Origin of the sequence: Sphingomonas sp. HMP6 (assembly GCF_013374095.1) — a bacterium.
GTDB lineage: Bacteria > Pseudomonadota > Alphaproteobacteria > Sphingomonadales > Sphingomonadaceae > Sphingomonas.
In genome coordinates this window covers 3,548,979-3,563,480 of sequence record NZ_AP022672.1, presented here as the reverse complement: position 1 = coordinate 3,563,480, position 14,502 = coordinate 3,548,979, and the positions used below count along the sequence as shown (strand labels likewise).

The 14,502-nt window shown below is 62.7% G+C and carries 15 protein-coding genes; 7 read left to right on the top strand and 8 right to left on the bottom strand.

The features are described 5' to 3' along the window. Positions 1–12: 12 nt before the first annotated feature. Both HMP06_RS17430 and HMP06_RS17425 read right to left on the bottom strand, forming a co-directional pair. Positions 13–324: a hypothetical protein gene (locus HMP06_RS17430; protein WP_176498232.1), complete on the bottom strand. Its 312-nt coding sequence runs from the start codon at positions 322–324 to the stop codon at positions 13–15. 18 nt (positions 325–342) lie between these two features. Further along, the gene (locus HMP06_RS17425) at positions 343–522 is read right to left on the bottom strand and encodes a hypothetical protein (RefSeq protein ID WP_176498231.1); all 180 of its coding nucleotides are present in this window, start codon (positions 520–522) and stop codon (positions 343–345) included. Between the two features lie 115 nt (positions 523–637). Here HMP06_RS17425 and HMP06_RS17420 point away from each other — a divergent pair. Continuing rightward, positions 638–1,803, top strand: a protein-coding gene (locus tag HMP06_RS17420; RefSeq protein ID WP_443026480.1) for an IS3 family transposase whose coding sequence is annotated in 2 segments (ribosomal slippage) — positions 638–890 and positions 890–1,803 — 1,167 coding nt in all. Because the reading frame shifts where the segments join, the coding sequence is not laid out codon by codon here. A 15-nt stretch (positions 1,804–1,818) separates the two neighbouring features. Here the strand turns inward: HMP06_RS17420 and HMP06_RS17415 are convergent. After that, positions 1,819–1,995 carry a hypothetical protein gene (locus HMP06_RS17415; RefSeq protein WP_176498230.1) on the bottom strand — a complete coding sequence of 59 codons (177 nt, stop codon included), beginning with the start codon at positions 1,993–1,995 and terminating at the stop codon, positions 1,819–1,821. 759 nt (positions 1,996–2,754) lie between these two features. Between HMP06_RS17415 and HMP06_RS17410 the strand changes: the two genes are divergently transcribed. The 4 genes from HMP06_RS17410 (at position 2,755) to HMP06_RS17395 (ending at position 6,791) form a co-directional block, all read left to right on the top strand. Continuing rightward, positions 2,755–3,039, top strand: coding sequence for a hypothetical protein (locus tag HMP06_RS17410; RefSeq protein WP_176498229.1), 285 nt, complete (start codon positions 2,755–2,757; stop codon positions 3,037–3,039). Positions 3,040–3,158: 119 nt separating this feature from the next. After that, positions 3,159–4,229, top strand: a complete 1,071-nt coding sequence (locus HMP06_RS17405; protein WP_176498228.1) for a hypothetical protein — start codon at positions 3,159–3,161, stop codon at positions 4,227–4,229. A 101-nt stretch (positions 4,230–4,330) separates the two neighbouring features. Then, positions 4,331–5,887 carry an exonuclease domain-containing protein gene (locus tag HMP06_RS17400; protein ID WP_176498227.1) on the top strand — a complete coding sequence of 519 codons (1,557 nt, stop codon included), beginning with the start codon at positions 4,331–4,333 and terminating at the stop codon, positions 5,885–5,887. Positions 5,888–6,266: 379 nt separating this feature from the next. Continuing rightward, entirely contained in the window at positions 6,267–6,791 is a 525-nt protein-coding gene (locus HMP06_RS17395; RefSeq protein ID WP_176498226.1) for a hypothetical protein, read from the top strand. Positions 6,792–7,017: 226 nt separating this feature from the next. On the opposite strand, the gene HMP06_RS17390 is transcribed toward HMP06_RS17395, so the two are convergent. From HMP06_RS17390 to HMP06_RS17385, 3 genes are all read right to left on the bottom strand, one after another. After that, positions 7,018–8,202 carry a tyrosine-type recombinase/integrase gene (locus HMP06_RS17390; RefSeq protein ID WP_232089991.1) on the bottom strand — a complete coding sequence of 395 codons (1,185 nt, stop codon included), beginning with the start codon at positions 8,200–8,202 and terminating at the stop codon, positions 7,018–7,020. Positions 8,203–8,394: 192 nt separating this feature from the next. After that, entirely contained in the window at positions 8,395–8,523 is a 129-nt protein-coding gene (locus HMP06_RS18015) for a hypothetical protein (RefSeq protein ID WP_269473389.1), read from the bottom strand. Positions 8,524–8,726: 203 nt separating this feature from the next. Then, entirely contained in the window at positions 8,727–9,557 is an 831-nt protein-coding gene (locus HMP06_RS17385) for an aldo/keto reductase (RefSeq protein ID WP_176498225.1), read from the bottom strand. Between the two features lie 88 nt (positions 9,558–9,645). Here HMP06_RS17385 and HMP06_RS17380 point away from each other — a divergent pair, with 88 nt between their 5' ends. Then, on the top strand, positions 9,646–9,957 hold the full coding sequence (locus HMP06_RS17380) for a hypothetical protein (protein WP_232089764.1): 312 nt from the start codon (positions 9,646–9,648) through the stop codon (positions 9,955–9,957). A gap of 58 nt (positions 9,958–10,015) precedes the next feature. On the opposite strand, the gene HMP06_RS17375 is transcribed toward HMP06_RS17380, so the two are convergent. Together HMP06_RS17375 and HMP06_RS17370 are read right to left on the bottom strand one after the other, a co-directional pair. Beyond that, positions 10,016–11,539, bottom strand: a complete 1,524-nt coding sequence (locus HMP06_RS17375; RefSeq protein ID WP_232089763.1) for an acetyl-CoA acetyltransferase — start codon at positions 11,537–11,539, stop codon at positions 10,016–10,018. Then, the gene (locus HMP06_RS17370; protein ID WP_176498224.1) at positions 11,529–12,722 is read right to left on the bottom strand and encodes a CaiB/BaiF CoA transferase family protein; all 1,194 of its coding nucleotides are present in this window, start codon (positions 12,720–12,722) and stop codon (positions 11,529–11,531) included. The genes HMP06_RS17375 and HMP06_RS17370 overlap by 11 nt, the downstream gene beginning before the upstream one ends. Positions 12,723–13,009: 287 nt before the next feature. Between HMP06_RS17370 and HMP06_RS17365 the strand changes: the two genes are divergently transcribed. After that, positions 13,010–14,500, top strand: coding sequence for an ArnT family glycosyltransferase (locus HMP06_RS17365; RefSeq protein WP_176498223.1), 1,491 nt, complete (start codon positions 13,010–13,012; stop codon positions 14,498–14,500). Positions 14,501–14,502: the final 2 nt, after the last annotated feature.

Here is a 14,502-nt window from a genome sequence, read left to right as displayed (position 1 = left end):
TCTCCCAATGCCCTAGCGGTTTTGCCCGAACGCGCCCCGCGCCGATCCACCATTGGGTGTGTTTTGCATCTGCACCACTTGCTCAGCGCCACCGAGAAACAGTTCAACATTTAGGGGATGGGCGTGAACCTCCCGATAGAACTCTGAATCGAGTTCGCATTCGGCATCGAGCGCTTCGCTAATGCCGTTGATCCTTTCCGACGCGATAGGATCGACAATTTCGATGACGCGAAGGATTTGGGCTTTCGCCCGCGCGATCAGCGGTCGGTCAATGATTTGCCGCCGCGAAACTACGCCAACCCTTACTCCCGCGCCGATCTCCATTATCGCAAGCTCACGCACCTAATTGCCGACGTATGAACCTCCCGTCCCGTAGTGAGCGACCGCCGCATCTCGAAGGTCGCAAAGCTCTTGGTGAACTACCAACTCTTCCGGGGTGAGGCTGGCGCGCGGGTCGTATTGCTGGCGCTCGTCGGATGATGTTTTTGCAGCACGGGCGTAAAGCAGGATGATGAAGTTCATAAGCGCCGCCTCGCTTGACTCGCGAAAATCGGCGGGTTGATCCATCTTGTGACGTGACCCCCGTTTTTTCCTCCAGTTGGAGCTAGAGTCCGACCCCGGAAGAAGGGACGGACAGATGAAGCGGAAGCAGTTTTCGGAAGAGCAGATCATCGGCATCCTGAAAGAGGCCGAGGCTGGCGCGGTGGTGACGGATCTGTGCCGGCGCTACGGGATGTCCAGCGCGACCTATTATGCGTGGAAGGCCAAGTTCGGCGGTCTGGAGGTGTCCGATGCGAAGCGGTTGCGGGCGCTCGAGGAGGAGAACGCCCGTCTCAAGCGGTTGCTGGCGGACACGATGCTCGACAACGCGGGTCTGAAGGACCTGCTATCAAAAAAATGGTAACGCCTGCCGCGAAGCGGGAAGCGGTCGCGCATCTCCAGACGGCGCTGGGGATGAGCGAGCGGCGGGCGTGTGCTGTCGTCGGGGCGGATCGCAAAAGCATGCGGTATCGCTCGTGCCGGGCGGATGATGGCGACCTGCGGTCGCGTCTGCGCGAGTTGGCGCAGCAGCGCCGGCGGTTCGGCTATCGGCGGCTGCATATCCTGCTGCGGCGCGACGGCATGACGATCAACCGCAAGAAGACCCAGCGGCTCTACCGCGAGGAAGGTCTGACGGTGCGACGCCGAAAGGGCCGCAAGCGCGCCGTCGGTGCGCGGGCACCGGCACCCGTGTTGGCGCTGCCCAACCAGCGCTGGAGCCTGGACTTCGTCCACGACCAGATGGCCACGGGGCGGCGGTTCCGCATCCTCAACATCGTCGACGACGTGACGCGCGAGTGTTTGCGAGCGGTGCTCGACACGTCGATCTCGGGCAAGCGGGTGGTGCGCGAGCTGGGTGATCTGATCGCCGAGCGCGGTGCGCCCAGGATGATCGTCAGCGACAACGGGACCGAACTGACCTCGAACGCGGTTCTCGCGTGGTCGGGCGATGCTTGCGTCGAGTGGCACTATATCGCCCCGGGAAAGCCGACGCAGAACGGGTTCGTCGAGAGCTTCAACGGTCGCATGCGCGACGAGCTGCTCAACGAGACGCTGTTCTTCACGGTCCGCCAGGCGCGCTCGATCCTCGCGCGCTGGGTCGATGACTACAACACCGAGCGGCCACATTCCTCGCTCGGCTACGCCACACCGGCGGCCTTTGCCGCCGACCTCGAAAAGCAACGGGCGGGTTTAAACCCGCCCGTTGCTTCGCCCGCGCTCCTGCGCGACAACAACGGTCGGTCTCTGGCTGCCGCTGGATGAAAGACGGGGGTCACGTCACTTGTTATCGAGCGAAAAAAGCAGCCCGTCACACGCCTCAACGGCCATTTTGAGATCGACGGCTATCGACTGAAGCCCAACCGCATTCTTAATTTTCCACGCAAGGTTGAGCTTCCGCTTCTCAGCGATGAGCTTCTCAGCAAATGCGGAAAGGTTGAACGTCGGATTGGCCATCGAACCGAAAAAGTATTCCCAAAGCGGCTTGCATGGGCGAACGGTGCCGGTGTCCCAAGAGCCTTCTCACGAGCCGGGTGTTGCCACCCCACCGGCACCGTAAAAATACAGCCCTTTCAACCGGTAGCAACGTCAATCAGCTTCGACACGGAGCGGCATCGCAAGTGGGGAGAAATCGACCTTGTGACCTTCGTGAAGAGTTATGGCCCGCAACCGGCGTCGCAATAAGTGGTTCGACTCCCGCCTCGTTCTCAAAGCGGACAGACTGCTTGCGCCCAATCCCAGTCGTTCGGGCCAGAATATTGGGCTCCTGAAATTTGCCGTTCGTTCGTCGCTTGTCTTACTTCGACGAATAGTGACGTTTGGGACTTTCCCGCCGTTTCCGAAACACCTGCTGAACGTTGGCACTTGGAAGGAGCAGACGTTCGAAGCTTTCTTATCAACGTGGGCGCAGCCCGACCTCAAAGGCGACTTTCAGACACTCTTTCGTGATCGTGGAAAGGGAACCCTAGCTCCTCAGTGACTCAACAGCGGATCCCTCCGGCAAACCCGAGGCCCTTCATCAGCGCCGGAATGATGGCATCTGAGGCCAATGCCGGCGCCCGCAGGTTTGCTCTCGGGTCAGCCCCGCCTGCCAGATCCCCAGTGGCTTACCCTGAATTCTGAAACGATCCACATACCTCGTATGTTTGTTTATTTTCATATTGACACGCCTTATTAATTGGCTTTATATCACAACCATCAAGCCAGGAGGCCATCATGCAGACATTTTCAGCGATCCCCAAGTGCTACCATTTCAGCTCCCACGCCATCATCCGCATGCAACAGCGCTCGATCCCTGGCTATGTCGTGGATCTGCTGCTCTCGCTGACCGAGTGCATGTGGGCTGGCGGCGACTGCTACAAGCACAGCTTCGATGCCGACAGCTGGGCCGAGGCCACCCGCATCTTGGGGCCGGGGGCCGCGCAACTCGGTCGCTACCGCAACGCCTATGTCATCGTCGCCGACAACGGCACCATCGTTACCGCTGCACGCCAGCACTAATCTTTCCAGGGAGACCCGCCATTCCCAGCTTTTTCACTCAGATCCTGCGCACCAACCCGATCACCGGAGCGATCGAACGCCCCTGGCGTCAGCGCGACCGCGACCCGAGCCAGAACGGCATGTTTGTGCTGGCCGACGCGGCTCATGGCGCCCAGCGTCACCACAAGGACAATGCCGTCCTCGTTTCCAGCTACAGCGAAGCGCTCGAGCTTGTACACAGAGGCTACCCCATCCGCATGTCGGATGGCCGCTCACCAGCCAGTCTGGTGTCTCCCGCTTCGCTGCAGTTCGTCGATGCCCCGGTCGACCACTTTGACGACCTATGGACCTACACCATGCCCGCCCCCCCCTTCACGCTCCAGGCAATGATGGAAGATCTACGCGAACACCTCGTCTCACAAGCGGCAGACCTTGAACGGATCGCCGGCATCGCAGCGGCGACGGCTTTTCTCGGCTTTGAGGTCGAAGACTTTTCGGATTACAATCACAAAAAGATTGGCGAGAAGCTTAATCTTGACGCTTTCAACATCACCCGTATCGCCCGACGCGCCTATGAAAGCGCGTTTCGCCCTTGGCCTTGCGAAGCGCTCGACCTCGATGAAGCAGACGAACTTGAGCAGATCCTGCGTGGCTCTATGGTGCGTTTTTCCCGCCGCTATGGCTCACCGCTCGACCGGGAGGGAAGCTCGCTCAACCGGACAGTTCTGGCCGCCTACAACCGCTGGCGCATCGCCGATGGGTGCTTTTACGTAGATGACAATGTCGAGCTCGGGACCACCGAGGCAATTGGTGCCCTGACCGGCATGCCAGTCACTGCGGTGCGCAATGCAATGAGCCGGGACGGGCTGAGTTTGGTCAAGTCAAAGATCGACAATGATGCGCTGCTCGATTGGATCACCAGCCGCCGGAATTTCGCCCCCTTGCGCCAGAGCGAGACTTCTTCCGAAATATGGGCTTGGGTGATGATCCACGAGTTCAAATCTCACCCCTTGGACGAGGCGTTGGCGAACATCCGCTCGCGAGCGACCAAACCCTCGCCGGATCTCGACGCTGCCGAACAAGTGATCATTGCTCGGCGGGCTGCCCGGCAATTGCCGAGTTGGGCCGAACTGCGTCGCTATGCCGCCGCGCTCCGCGCCGCCCCCGACCGTCTCATCCTCAATCTCACCGACATCTGGAGCCCGGACTGATCCACCCGCCGGCGCCACACACCATCGGCGCCGGTCCTGGCACCCTCACACGCATCTTGGCGTGACACACGCCATGCGCCACGCCGCATTCAAGGACGATCATGGAATTCTCAGCCCAAGACCTGCTGGATCAACTGCTTGCCGCCCCGCACCGCCACACCAAGGACGCCCCTCGAGATGGGCGCGGGCTCTATGGCCTCGTCGACCATCTCGGCCATCTGCGCTACATCGGCTCGACCAAATCCCTTGGGCAATCCTTATACAGCCGCATCCACGCCAAGCACCGGACCGGCTCGGAACACCTCAGCCACTACTTCTCCACCATGTACAACACGGGCAGAATGTGGCGCCAGCGGCTTGACCCGGCCACCCAGGCCGATGGGGGCATCGCCAAGAAGTTGCGCAACACCTTCATCGCCCGGCATTGCCGCGCGGTCTGGGTTGTCTTGCCCGACAGCGCCGACATTGTTGGCCTCGAAGCCGAGGTGATCCGCATTGCGCCGGCAGAGGCCACCGCGTGGAACGCGCGCAAGACCGCCGTATATGACGAGCCGGTCGATCTGGTCGACGAGACCATCCGCCATCTGGGTTGGGGGGATCGGGAAAAGGCTGCGCTGGAACGCCAGCGACAGTGCTTGAATGCCGCCAGCGGCCGAATGCCGGTCGCGCAAACTGCGCTGGCTGCTGTAAGCGGCCAAGGCCCCAATGTGCTGCGCTTCCCCCAAGGCCCGTTCCGGTTTGTCGCGCTCGATGTCGAAACCGCCAACAACGACCGGGGAAGCATCTGCCAGATCGGTGTCGCCTGCGTGCGTCCCGACAATACGATTGTCACCTGGAAGGCCCATGTCGACCCGCAGGTGCAGGAATGGCGCTTCACTTATCTGCATGGGATCAGCGCGAAAACGGTCGCGGGCGCCCCGCTGTTTGCCGAGGTGATGAAGGTGTTGCGCGGGGCGCTGGCAGGGCTGACAGTGTATCAGCATTCCGGCTTCGATTGCAGCGCGATCACCGCAGCTTGCCAGAAGGCCAGGCTGTCGTCGCCGGATTGGGCTTGGCGCGACAGCGTGCAGGTCGCGCGCAAGGCTTGGCCGGAACTGGAAGGCAACGGCGGCCATGGCCTTGCCAATCTGAAAACGGTCCTGTCGCTGAGCTTTGACCACCACGATGCTGGCGAGGACGCGCGGGCTGCGGCACAGGTTGTGCTGCTGGCCGAGCAGGTTGGTCAGGTGATACCCGTAAGCGCGCCACCCAAGATGGCAGTGCCTGCCCCGGTTCGCGCAGCCGTGATTTCCGCACCAACAATAGCAGCGGCGCCAGCGGTGGCGCAAGCGAGGGCCGGAGCACTTGTCCTCGGCGAGGTGGAGCTCACACAAGGCAATATCGACAATTCGCATATTTACCTGCGCGGATTTTTCGATCGCTTCCCTGCCGATGCCATCGGCGGGTCCAATAAGGGCGCTATCGCGCCACGACAGGTGGCGGTCGACTATGGCGGCGGTGCTCCGACGATGACGGACCTCGATGGTTCGAAAAAGTTTTTCCGGGACCGGTCTTTGGCCCGCGCGTTTTTCGCACGCCATGACGCGCGGGTCGGTGACTTTGCCGTGGTAGAGCAGCTCGGGCTCTACCATTATCGCGTGAGCCTGCGTAGATCCTAACGCGCCAACATTGCCCTCGGCAATCAGGGGCTAGAAGCCAGCGGATATGGGCGACAAATGCGAAACCGCAAGCACTTTCCGAATGTCACCTAAGTAACTGTAACTATTTAGAAAGTTGGTCAGAGCGACAGGATTCGAACCTGCGACCCTCACACCCCCAGTGTGCAGCGCGGATAAAAAAGGAAATCCGGCAGCGGAAGGGGACTTCAGGCATTCGGAGCCCGAAAGTTGCCGGTCTGCTTTCCACCACCTGACGCCGTTCGGATCATTTCCGCCGCGTCGGTCCGCCCGAAAGCCAACCGGAAGGTTTCGGGCAGGAAAGCGGCCCGACCGTTGCCGCCCACTTGCGGACATTCAAACCGTCATCCATCCTACCTCGATGGATCGCAGAAGCCTTCTCGCTTTGGCAGCAACTTTGCCAGCTTTATTCTCGACGCCCGCTAATGCCTGTTCGTATGCGCTCAAGTCGCCACGTGCTGCGGGCCTAGAAAACCAGCAGGTGCAGAGGTTATTTGAAGCATGGTGGCAGCGTGACAAAGAAAGGTTTCGTGAGTTATTTAACATGCGCCTGATGGCCGATGGTTCTCCTATGGAACGCGATCTTGCGAACGAGCTGGCGCGTCTTGACCCACTACCAGTGAGCACATTCGAAATTTTCGACGTAATGTTCCTTGACGAGCGTAAAAACCGAAAGGTCGCCCTGCTGGTGAACACAGATGCAGGAATCTTCGCTGCTTGCTCCGAAGCGGATTACGAAGTAAATATCGGCGCGGATTGCTCAGGAACGCCGAACCTTCATCTTTTTCTGATCAAGATGTCAGGTCTAAATCCGCGATCTGTCATCCATCTTTCGACCGTTGCCACGCCGGAGCCGAGTAAGTTCAGCGTCTGGACTGGCGGCTGACGGCTACGTCCGCTTTCCACCAGGCCAAGCCGTGCGACAGCGGCGGTGCGATCCTTAGCGGCGAAGAAAAGCCGCCGGTCGGCTTTCGGGATCACCGCTGAGCTCCCGGAATGGCAATGTCTGGGTCGGAAGCGGTCGAATTGCACTGGCTGAACCAGAGGTTGGCTTTCTGCTTGGTCATGGCCAGAACCGGTCAGACGGGATCGGCCCACAAGCCGCGACAGCCTCAAGCTCCCAGAAAGTGTGCCCACTCGCTCATAAGCACGCGTCGCCGGTCGAAGAAATCGGTGCGCCGATAAGCCGCTTCGACCGCATTTGCGATCTGGTGCGCCAGCGCCTTGTCGGCGACCTCCTTCGAAACGTCGGTGCATTCGGCTACCCAGTCGGTGAAGGTGCTACGGAAGCCGTGCACCGTCGCGTCCGTGATCTTCATGTCGCGCAGAACTTTGAGCATCGTCATGTCGCTGATCGGCTTGTCGCGACGCGAACTGAACAACAGGCGCTCCGGCTTCACCGCTCCGTGCAGTTCAAGGTGGCGTTGGCGCAAGGCTCTTAGAAGCTTAACAGCCGCAGGTGCCAGTGGCACGACATGCGCTTCCTTCATCTTCATGCGGGATGCCGGGATCGACCATGTCGCCTTGTCGAGGTCGAACTCGCCCCAAACTGCCTTGCGGGTCTCGTTGGATCGCACCGCGGTCAGGATCGTGAGCTGCAGCGCATCGCGACCCAAGGTCGAAGGCAGCGCCAGCAGGGCCTTCATGAACGCGGGCGCATCTTCATGCGGCATCGCCGCGCGATGGGTCACCTGATGCGTCTGCCGCGGGAGGCCGCGTGTAACGGATCTAAGCGAAACCTCCTCCGGCACGAACCCTTTGATGTGCGCGTAGTCCAGCACCGTACCGATCCTTTGCAGCACTCGCTTTGCGGTGTCCGGGACCGTAAGCCAGATCGGCTCCAACACGGTGAGGACCGCTGCGCTGTCGATCGCGGTCACGGCTCTGCCACCGATGAGCGGAAAGACGTGCCGCTCGAAGCTCGATATCCAGGAAACGTGACGCTGGTCCTTCCAACCACCTTTCATAGTGTCGTAGCAATCGCGCGTGACTTTCTCGAAGGTCGGTGCAGACCTTTGCCCTGCCCTACGCCGCGATTCAGGCTCCTCGCCCGCGCGAACGGCCTTGCGCAAGTTCGCGGCGAGGATGCGTGCATCCGCAAGAGGAACGTCTTGCGCAGGTCCAAGGCCGAAATCGCGACGTCGCCCGGCGTGTTGCATCCGCAGCACCCAGGACCGCGCTCCGCTATCGCGAACGAGGAGGTAGAGACCGTGCATATCGGCATGTCTGCCGGGGCCTGCATGTTTGACCTTGAGAGTCGTCAACGCCATCTGAAACTCCACAATGAAGTCCCACATCAAGTCCCACACTTTGATCCGGATTTAGCGGAAAACTGTGGGACGCACTGGCCCGACTGTTTTCAGGTATTCGCAACAAGATCAAGTAGCTGGGACGTAATGATCGTTCCTAGAATTTCAGAACGGTATCCGTAGGGGTCACCATCACCAAGCGGAAAATGGCGAAGATGAATATGCGCTGCGTTTAATCGATCAGAGCCGGTATTGCGCCATTTCATGGCCGAACAGCGCGATCCGCGCGTCGCGCGAGAGCTTTTCGAGCACCGGCCCATGAAACCGCCGATGAATTTCGTCCGCCACGAAGCACAGCGCCGCATTCATCGCATTATCCGTGTGGCCGGCGCATCAATCCGATTGGTTTCTCGCAACAGACTAGGAACGCATCTTCTAGATTTGCCCCCCCCCCCCCCCGCGTCCGTTGCGAACTGCTCCAGGCCCGGAGTTCGGGATCGCTCTTGCCCAGACACTCGTTGATAGGTCGGCGATAAGCGAGCGGCCCAAGCGCCAGGGCGGATTGCGAGTTGCTACAGCATCTCCAACGGGACCGGCTCGGTCGGTCGCGGGAACGCCAGGTCAAGACGGGCCATCGTCTCGGGCGCAAGGATCAGATCCGCCGCGGCGCGGTTTTCTTGCACGTGAGCGCTGCTACCTGCCTTTGGGATGACCATCACGCCATCCCGCGCCAGCAGCCACGCAAGAGCGAGTTGCGCGGGCGTCGCTCCAAGATCAAAAGCGACGTCGGCGAGCGCGCGTTCGTGGGGGAGCCGACCCTGCTCGACAGGGCTGTACGCCATGGTCGGCAGGCCGTGGTCAGCGAGCCAAGGCAATAGGTCGTACTCCGGTCCGCGCCGGGTCAGATTGTAGAGAATCTGATCGGTTGCGCAGGCACCGCCGCCTGCGGCGAACAGCTCGGCCATGGCGTCGATGCCGAGGTTGCTGACGCCCCAACGCAGGATCTTGCCAGCGTCAACCAGCCGCTCCATCGCCTCGACCGTCTCGGCAAAAGGGACGCTGCCGCGCCAGTGGAGGAGGTAAAGATCGACCCGGTCGGTGCGAAGACGCGCTAGGCTCGCATCGCAGGCGCGGGGTAAACGCTCACGAGACGCATTGTGCGGATACGCTTTGCTGACGAGAAACACTTGGTCGCGGACCTCGGCAATCGCCTCGCCGACCAGCCGCTCGCATGCGCCGTTGGCGTACATTTCTGCGGTGTCGACGAGGGTCATGCCGAGCGCGATCCCGGCACGGAGCGCCGCAATCTCTTCCGCGCGGCGGTCGGCGCGCTCGGCCATCATCCAAGTGCCCTGGCCAAGCGCGGGCACCTCGATGCCGTCGGGAAAGCGGATCATCTTCATCAACGTCTAACGCACAACCGGCGAACCCGATGCGTTTCCGTGCGTTCTCGTTCACGACCCCGACCACCGTCGGCGGCACGGGAGTATGATGATGGGAACGACGCTCAACGCAAATTTCGCGACGCGCCGCGAGGCCGAGATGACCGTCGAACGACTGGTCCAGGAACATAAGATCGAACGCACCGACATCTTCATTGCCACCGCCGGCAGCGAAAATACCGCCGGCGAGGAGCAAGCGGGGTCCGATACCGAGGCCGGCGAACCGAGCCCAGAGAAGCGGGATGACGCGCCTCTAAACGGCGCGGTGACCGTGTCGGTCGAAATCGACGATGCGGCCAAGGTCGCCAAAGTTCGCGAGGCGTTCGGCGAATTCGAGGCGGACGACGTGCGCGAAGTCTGACGGCGCGCGGGGAGTGTAGCGCCGGGCGCACGAGAATTAGACGCGGTGCGCCCGGAATTTAAGCGACCGTCGGCATCCAAATCAGCAATCCGTCGTCGCCGCGGCGGGCGATCCCTGAGGTGCCGACGGGTTCCACCCGCCCATCGCTCAGGAACTGGATCGTCGCCATATCTTCTGCGGAAACTGCTGCAAGAAACCGGTCGCCTGCCGGGTTACGCGCAACGACGACGCCTGCGCTCGCGGCACCGGTCCGCGCATACATGACGGTGTAACTCTCGATCGTGCCCGGACCGGCATAGCTCTCGTTCACGGTCGGCACCGGCCCACGCGCCGCGTCTGCGCGGCTTTGACAGTCAAAATCATGGGGGAAACGCACCGCCGACAGCGGCGTGCTCGCCAAGACGATGCTGTGGTTGTGCGTCGCAAAGCCACCATTGCCGAACAACAGAGCGTTGCGGCCGTCACCACTGCGCAGCCGCAAGACCATCGCCGCAACGGCATGGCTCATGTAATTGCCGATCGGCCCACCGCCAAAGGTCAGCCCGCCGACCACGCTGACGGGCCGGTCTTGCGGCCATCCGATGATCCGGCGTGCCATCTTCGGAACGCACGGAAAGCAGGAATAGAGTTCGACCAAGTCGATGTCTTCGATGGCAAGCCCGTTAGCGCTCAGCGCCCCTTCCAGCGAAATCCGCATACCCTGCGACGCTTCGTAATTTTCGCGCGCCAGCACGTCATCGGATTCATGCGCCGCGGCACCGTGGCCGACATAGACCAGCCGGTTCTCGGGCACACCGCGCGCGCGCGCCTCGGCCAGGCTGGTGACGATGAAGCCCGCCCCCTGGTTGACCGAACTGTTGGCGACCATCAGCTTGGTGTAGGGAAAGGCGATCGGGCGGTTGTCGGCAGTCGGCTGGATAATGTCCGCTGCGGCGCGCTCGGCGCGTAGCCAGGCGTGGGGATTGTCCGCCGCGACCCGCGACATCGCCGCCCACATCTCGCCCGTTTCCGCCTGCCCCTCGGCCAAAGTTTGGCCCCATGCGGCCCGCGCCGCATTCTCATACAGGGGATAGACGTCCACCGGTGCGGTGAGGCCATAGCGTTGCCGATAGTCGGGCGCGCGCCCGCGATGCCGCACCCGCATCGCATTATGGTCGCCCTCGTTACCGCCTGCCGCAGCCGCTGCGCGACGGGCCGCGGTACGAAGCGCCTCGGCACCGACCACCGCGGCCACGGTCGCTTCACCGCTGCCGATCCGATTGGCCGCTTCGTTGAGCAGCCGGATCGGGCTGTCCCCCATCGGCATGGCGGTCTGGAAACGATGCGCCGGTGCAATGCCGAGCTGCACGGCAAGGGCGTCGACGACGGGATTGAGCGCGCGAAACGAGATCTGATCGACCACCGCCAGCGAATCGAGCGCCGCCAACCACCCGCCGCCGCCATCTGCATCGGCGCTGCGCAGCGCCTCTGCCATCAAGGCGACCGGATCGAGCGCCGCGAACGGATCGGGGGTGCGGTCATTGATCTGACCGACCCCCACGATCACCGGAATCCGTGCCGGTTCGATGGGACTATCCGCCAAGCTGAACAACGCCCGCTGACGCCATCACTGCAATCTCATCGGCGCTGAATCCGGCCTCGGTCAGGATTTCCGCACTATGCTCGCCCGCTTGCGGCGCGCGCAGCATGGGGTCGCGCGGCGTGCCGCTCAACCGGATTGGCGCGCCGACAACGGGGGCCGGCGTGGGGATGCCGGGATAGGCCATCGGCTCCGCCAAGCCCGCTGCCACGGTCTGCGGATGTGACAGGACTTGCGATGGGGCGAGCACCGGACCGGCCGGTATCCGGGCCTCGCCCAGCGCCGCCATCGCTTCCTCGGTGGTGCGCGCTTCGCACCACTGCGCCATGCGCGCGCTCAATGGCTTGCCATTGTCGCCGCGCGCCATATCGTTGGCGTAGCGCGGATCGCCGACCAGCTCGGGCGCCCCGACCAAAACCGCCCAGCGCGCAAAGATCGCGTCGCTGACGACTTGCGTCACGATCCAGCCGTCGCGCGTGCGAAACACATCGGTCGGCCCGGATCCGTAACTGCGGTTACCGATCGGCTGCCGCTCGACCCCGTTCAAGGCATGGTCGATGCTGAGCGCGTTGGTGAATGTGACGGCGGTGCCCAAAAGCGAACCCGACACTTGCTGCCCCTGCCCCGTCTTGTCGCGCTCGCGCAGCGCGACCATCGCCCCGAATGCGCAGTGCAAAGCGGTGCCGAAATCGACGTAATTGACCTGTGCACGAAACGGCTGGTCGGGCGTGCCTGTCAGATACACCGCCCCGGACATCGCTTGACCCACCGCGTCAAAGCCGACCCAGCCCGCCATCGGGCCATCCTCACCGAAGGCCGACGCGGTGACCAGGATGATGTCGGGCTTGATCGCGCTGAGGGATTTCAAGTCCAGCCCGGCTTTTTCCAAGGCATTGGCGGGCATGTTGGCGACGACGATGTCGGCCTGAGCGACCAGGCGGTGCATGATCGCGCGGCCCGTCTCGGTTCCAAGGGCCAGAGCAAGCGATCGCTTGTTGCGGTTCATCTGCAAAAACGATCCACCCGCGCCGTCTTCGGCCACGGGGACCGTGAAGCGATCCTCGTTGCCGCCAATCCGTTCGATCCGGATGACGTCGGCCCCGTAGTCCGCGAGCAAAGCGGCACAATATGGTCCCGCGATATAGCGCCCGAAATCGAGCACACGGATCCCGTTCAATGGTAGCATGGCCGGTTTTGTCCCTCTCCAATGACCCGTCATCTGCCCTCCGCCACGGCAAGGCAAGTCCAAGCGGCAGTGCCGGATCGACGTTCCGGTACTGTGCGAAAGCGATTTTCGGGAAGCGGCGGCCAATGCGGCGGCGCGTAGCGCGTCGGGGCGCGTGCCGCTGCTGCGGTGCCATCATTCCGCGGGCCTGACATCAGACCTTATCACCTCTTTCAGTTTTGGCTGATAGGATTGAGCCGATGTCAGCGTCGTTGTCATTCTCCCGTCGTGGCGACGGTGTCTCCCGAGTGACCGGCGGGCGGGCGCATTCGAAGACGCCAGTCGCGATCTTGATCGCGATATTGCTGGTGTCCGCCGCATTTCTGTTTTTCGACCGGACGGCGATGCCGATCCAATTGTGGGACGAATCGCGCAACATCGTGAATGCGCTGGAGATGCGCGCACGCGGGTTTTCGCTGGTCACCAGCTATGACGGCGCGCCCGATCTGTGGAATACCAAGCCGCCGCTGCTGATCTGGCTGATGGCGGGGAGCGTCGCGCTGTTCGGGCCGCAGAGCTGGGCGCTGCGGCTGCCGAGCATGATCGCGGCGCTGGGGACGATCGCCTTGCTGTTCTGGTTCGTGCGCCGCACGACCGGGTCGGTTGCCACTGCGGCGCTGGCGGCCGCGTTGCTGGTGTTGAGTCCGGCGTTCTTTGGCGAGCATAGCGCGCGGACGGCGGACTATGATGCGCTGCTGCTGTTCTTCATCACCGCCTATCTGTGCCTGCTGTTCGCGGCGCTGGAGACTGATCGGCCAGCGCGCGCGCTGCTCGGGCTGATCGGTGTCGCGATCTGCTGCGCCTTTCTGACCAAGAGTATCGCGGCGCTGGTCCCCGGCGTTGGGGTCGTAGTGTATGTTGCCGTCACTGGGCGATGGCGGCGCCTGTTCGCGACGCGGGGCTATCTGGTGACGGGGCTGGGGGTGGCCGGGACGCTGCTGCTTTTCCTCGCTGTGCGCGAATGGCAGGGTCCAGGCTATCTGCACGCGGCGTTGTTCAATGACGTGAACGGTCGTTTCGGGTCTTCGCTGGTGCTGGCGAAGCCGCGTTGGTTCTATTTCGAATTGCTGCGCGCCGGCTTCTTTGCGGCGGGGCCGCTCCTGCTCCTCTCACCGATCGCGCTGCTCGCAGCGCGCGGTCGGGTCCGGCAGGTTTTGCTTTTCGCGCTTTGCATCGTCGCCGCGACGCTGGCCGTCTTCACCTGCGCCGCGTCGAAGCTCGACCATTATATCCTGCCCGCCGTCCCCTTCATGGCGATCGCCGCAGCCCTTACCTGTCAGCTTGCCATCGCCCAGGCACGCGCCGCGCTCGGTGGCGAAGCGCGCTACGCCCGGCCGGTAGCGGCGGCGTTGCTTATCGTGGCGATCGTGCCGGTGGCGACGGGTGTCGCCGCGGCGGTGGCGCGGCGTTACTATGTGGCGGGCGTGGCCGAGGGCGCGAGATCGGGCCACTATGGCACATTGTTCGACCGGATCGTGCCGCTGGCGGATCGACCGATCCTGGTTATCGACCCGGGCTTTGTCGCGGACGAGCCGAACTATACCCCGGTCCTGCTCGCGTATCGCGAAATATGGGCGGCGCGCGGGGTCGCCGTCGCCCATTCGACGAACCTTGCGGACACCGAGCGCACGCGGCGGCGCATCCTCGCCAGTTGCGATGCCGCTGCAGTGCCACGGGTCGCAGCACGTGGCCGCGACATCGGCGGCGTCTCGGGGTGCGCGGCGGTCGCGCTTAACTGAAC

Bases quoted from the DNA above. Each gene is read 5' to 3' on its own strand.
- HMP06_RS17430 (WP_176498232.1), bottom strand. From the start codon at position 324: ATGGAGATCGGCGCGGGAGTAAGGGTTGGCGTAGTTTCGCGGCGGCAA.
- HMP06_RS17425 (WP_176498231.1), bottom strand. From the start codon at position 522: ATGAACTTCATCATCCTGCTTTACGCCCGTGCTGCAAAAACATCATCC.
- HMP06_RS17415 (WP_176498230.1), bottom strand. From the start codon at position 1,995: ATGGCCAATCCGACGTTCAACCTTTCCGCATTTGCTGAGAAGCTCATC.
- HMP06_RS17410 (WP_176498229.1), top strand. From the start codon at position 2,755: ATGCAGACATTTTCAGCGATCCCCAAGTGCTACCATTTCAGCTCCCAC.
- HMP06_RS17405 (WP_176498228.1), top strand. From the start codon at position 3,159: ATGTTTGTGCTGGCCGACGCGGCTCATGGCGCCCAGCGTCACCACAAG.
- HMP06_RS17400 (WP_176498227.1), top strand. From the start codon at position 4,331: ATGGAATTCTCAGCCCAAGACCTGCTGGATCAACTGCTTGCCGCCCCG.
- HMP06_RS17395 (WP_176498226.1), top strand. From the start codon at position 6,267: ATGGATCGCAGAAGCCTTCTCGCTTTGGCAGCAACTTTGCCAGCTTTA.
- HMP06_RS17390 (WP_232089991.1), bottom strand. From the start codon at position 8,202: ATGTGGGACTTCATTGTGGAGTTTCAGATGGCGTTGACGACTCTCAAG.
- HMP06_RS18015 (WP_269473389.1), bottom strand. From the start codon at position 8,523: ATGAATGCGGCGCTGTGCTTCGTGGCGGACGAAATTCATCGGCGGTTT.
- HMP06_RS17385 (WP_176498225.1), bottom strand. From the start codon at position 9,557: ATGAAGATGATCCGCTTTCCCGACGGCATCGAGGTGCCCGCGCTTGGC.
- HMP06_RS17380 (WP_232089764.1), top strand. From the start codon at position 9,646: ATGATGGGAACGACGCTCAACGCAAATTTCGCGACGCGCCGCGAGGCC.
- HMP06_RS17370 (WP_176498224.1), bottom strand. From the start codon at position 12,722: ATGCTACCATTGAACGGGATCCGTGTGCTCGATTTCGGGCGCTATATC.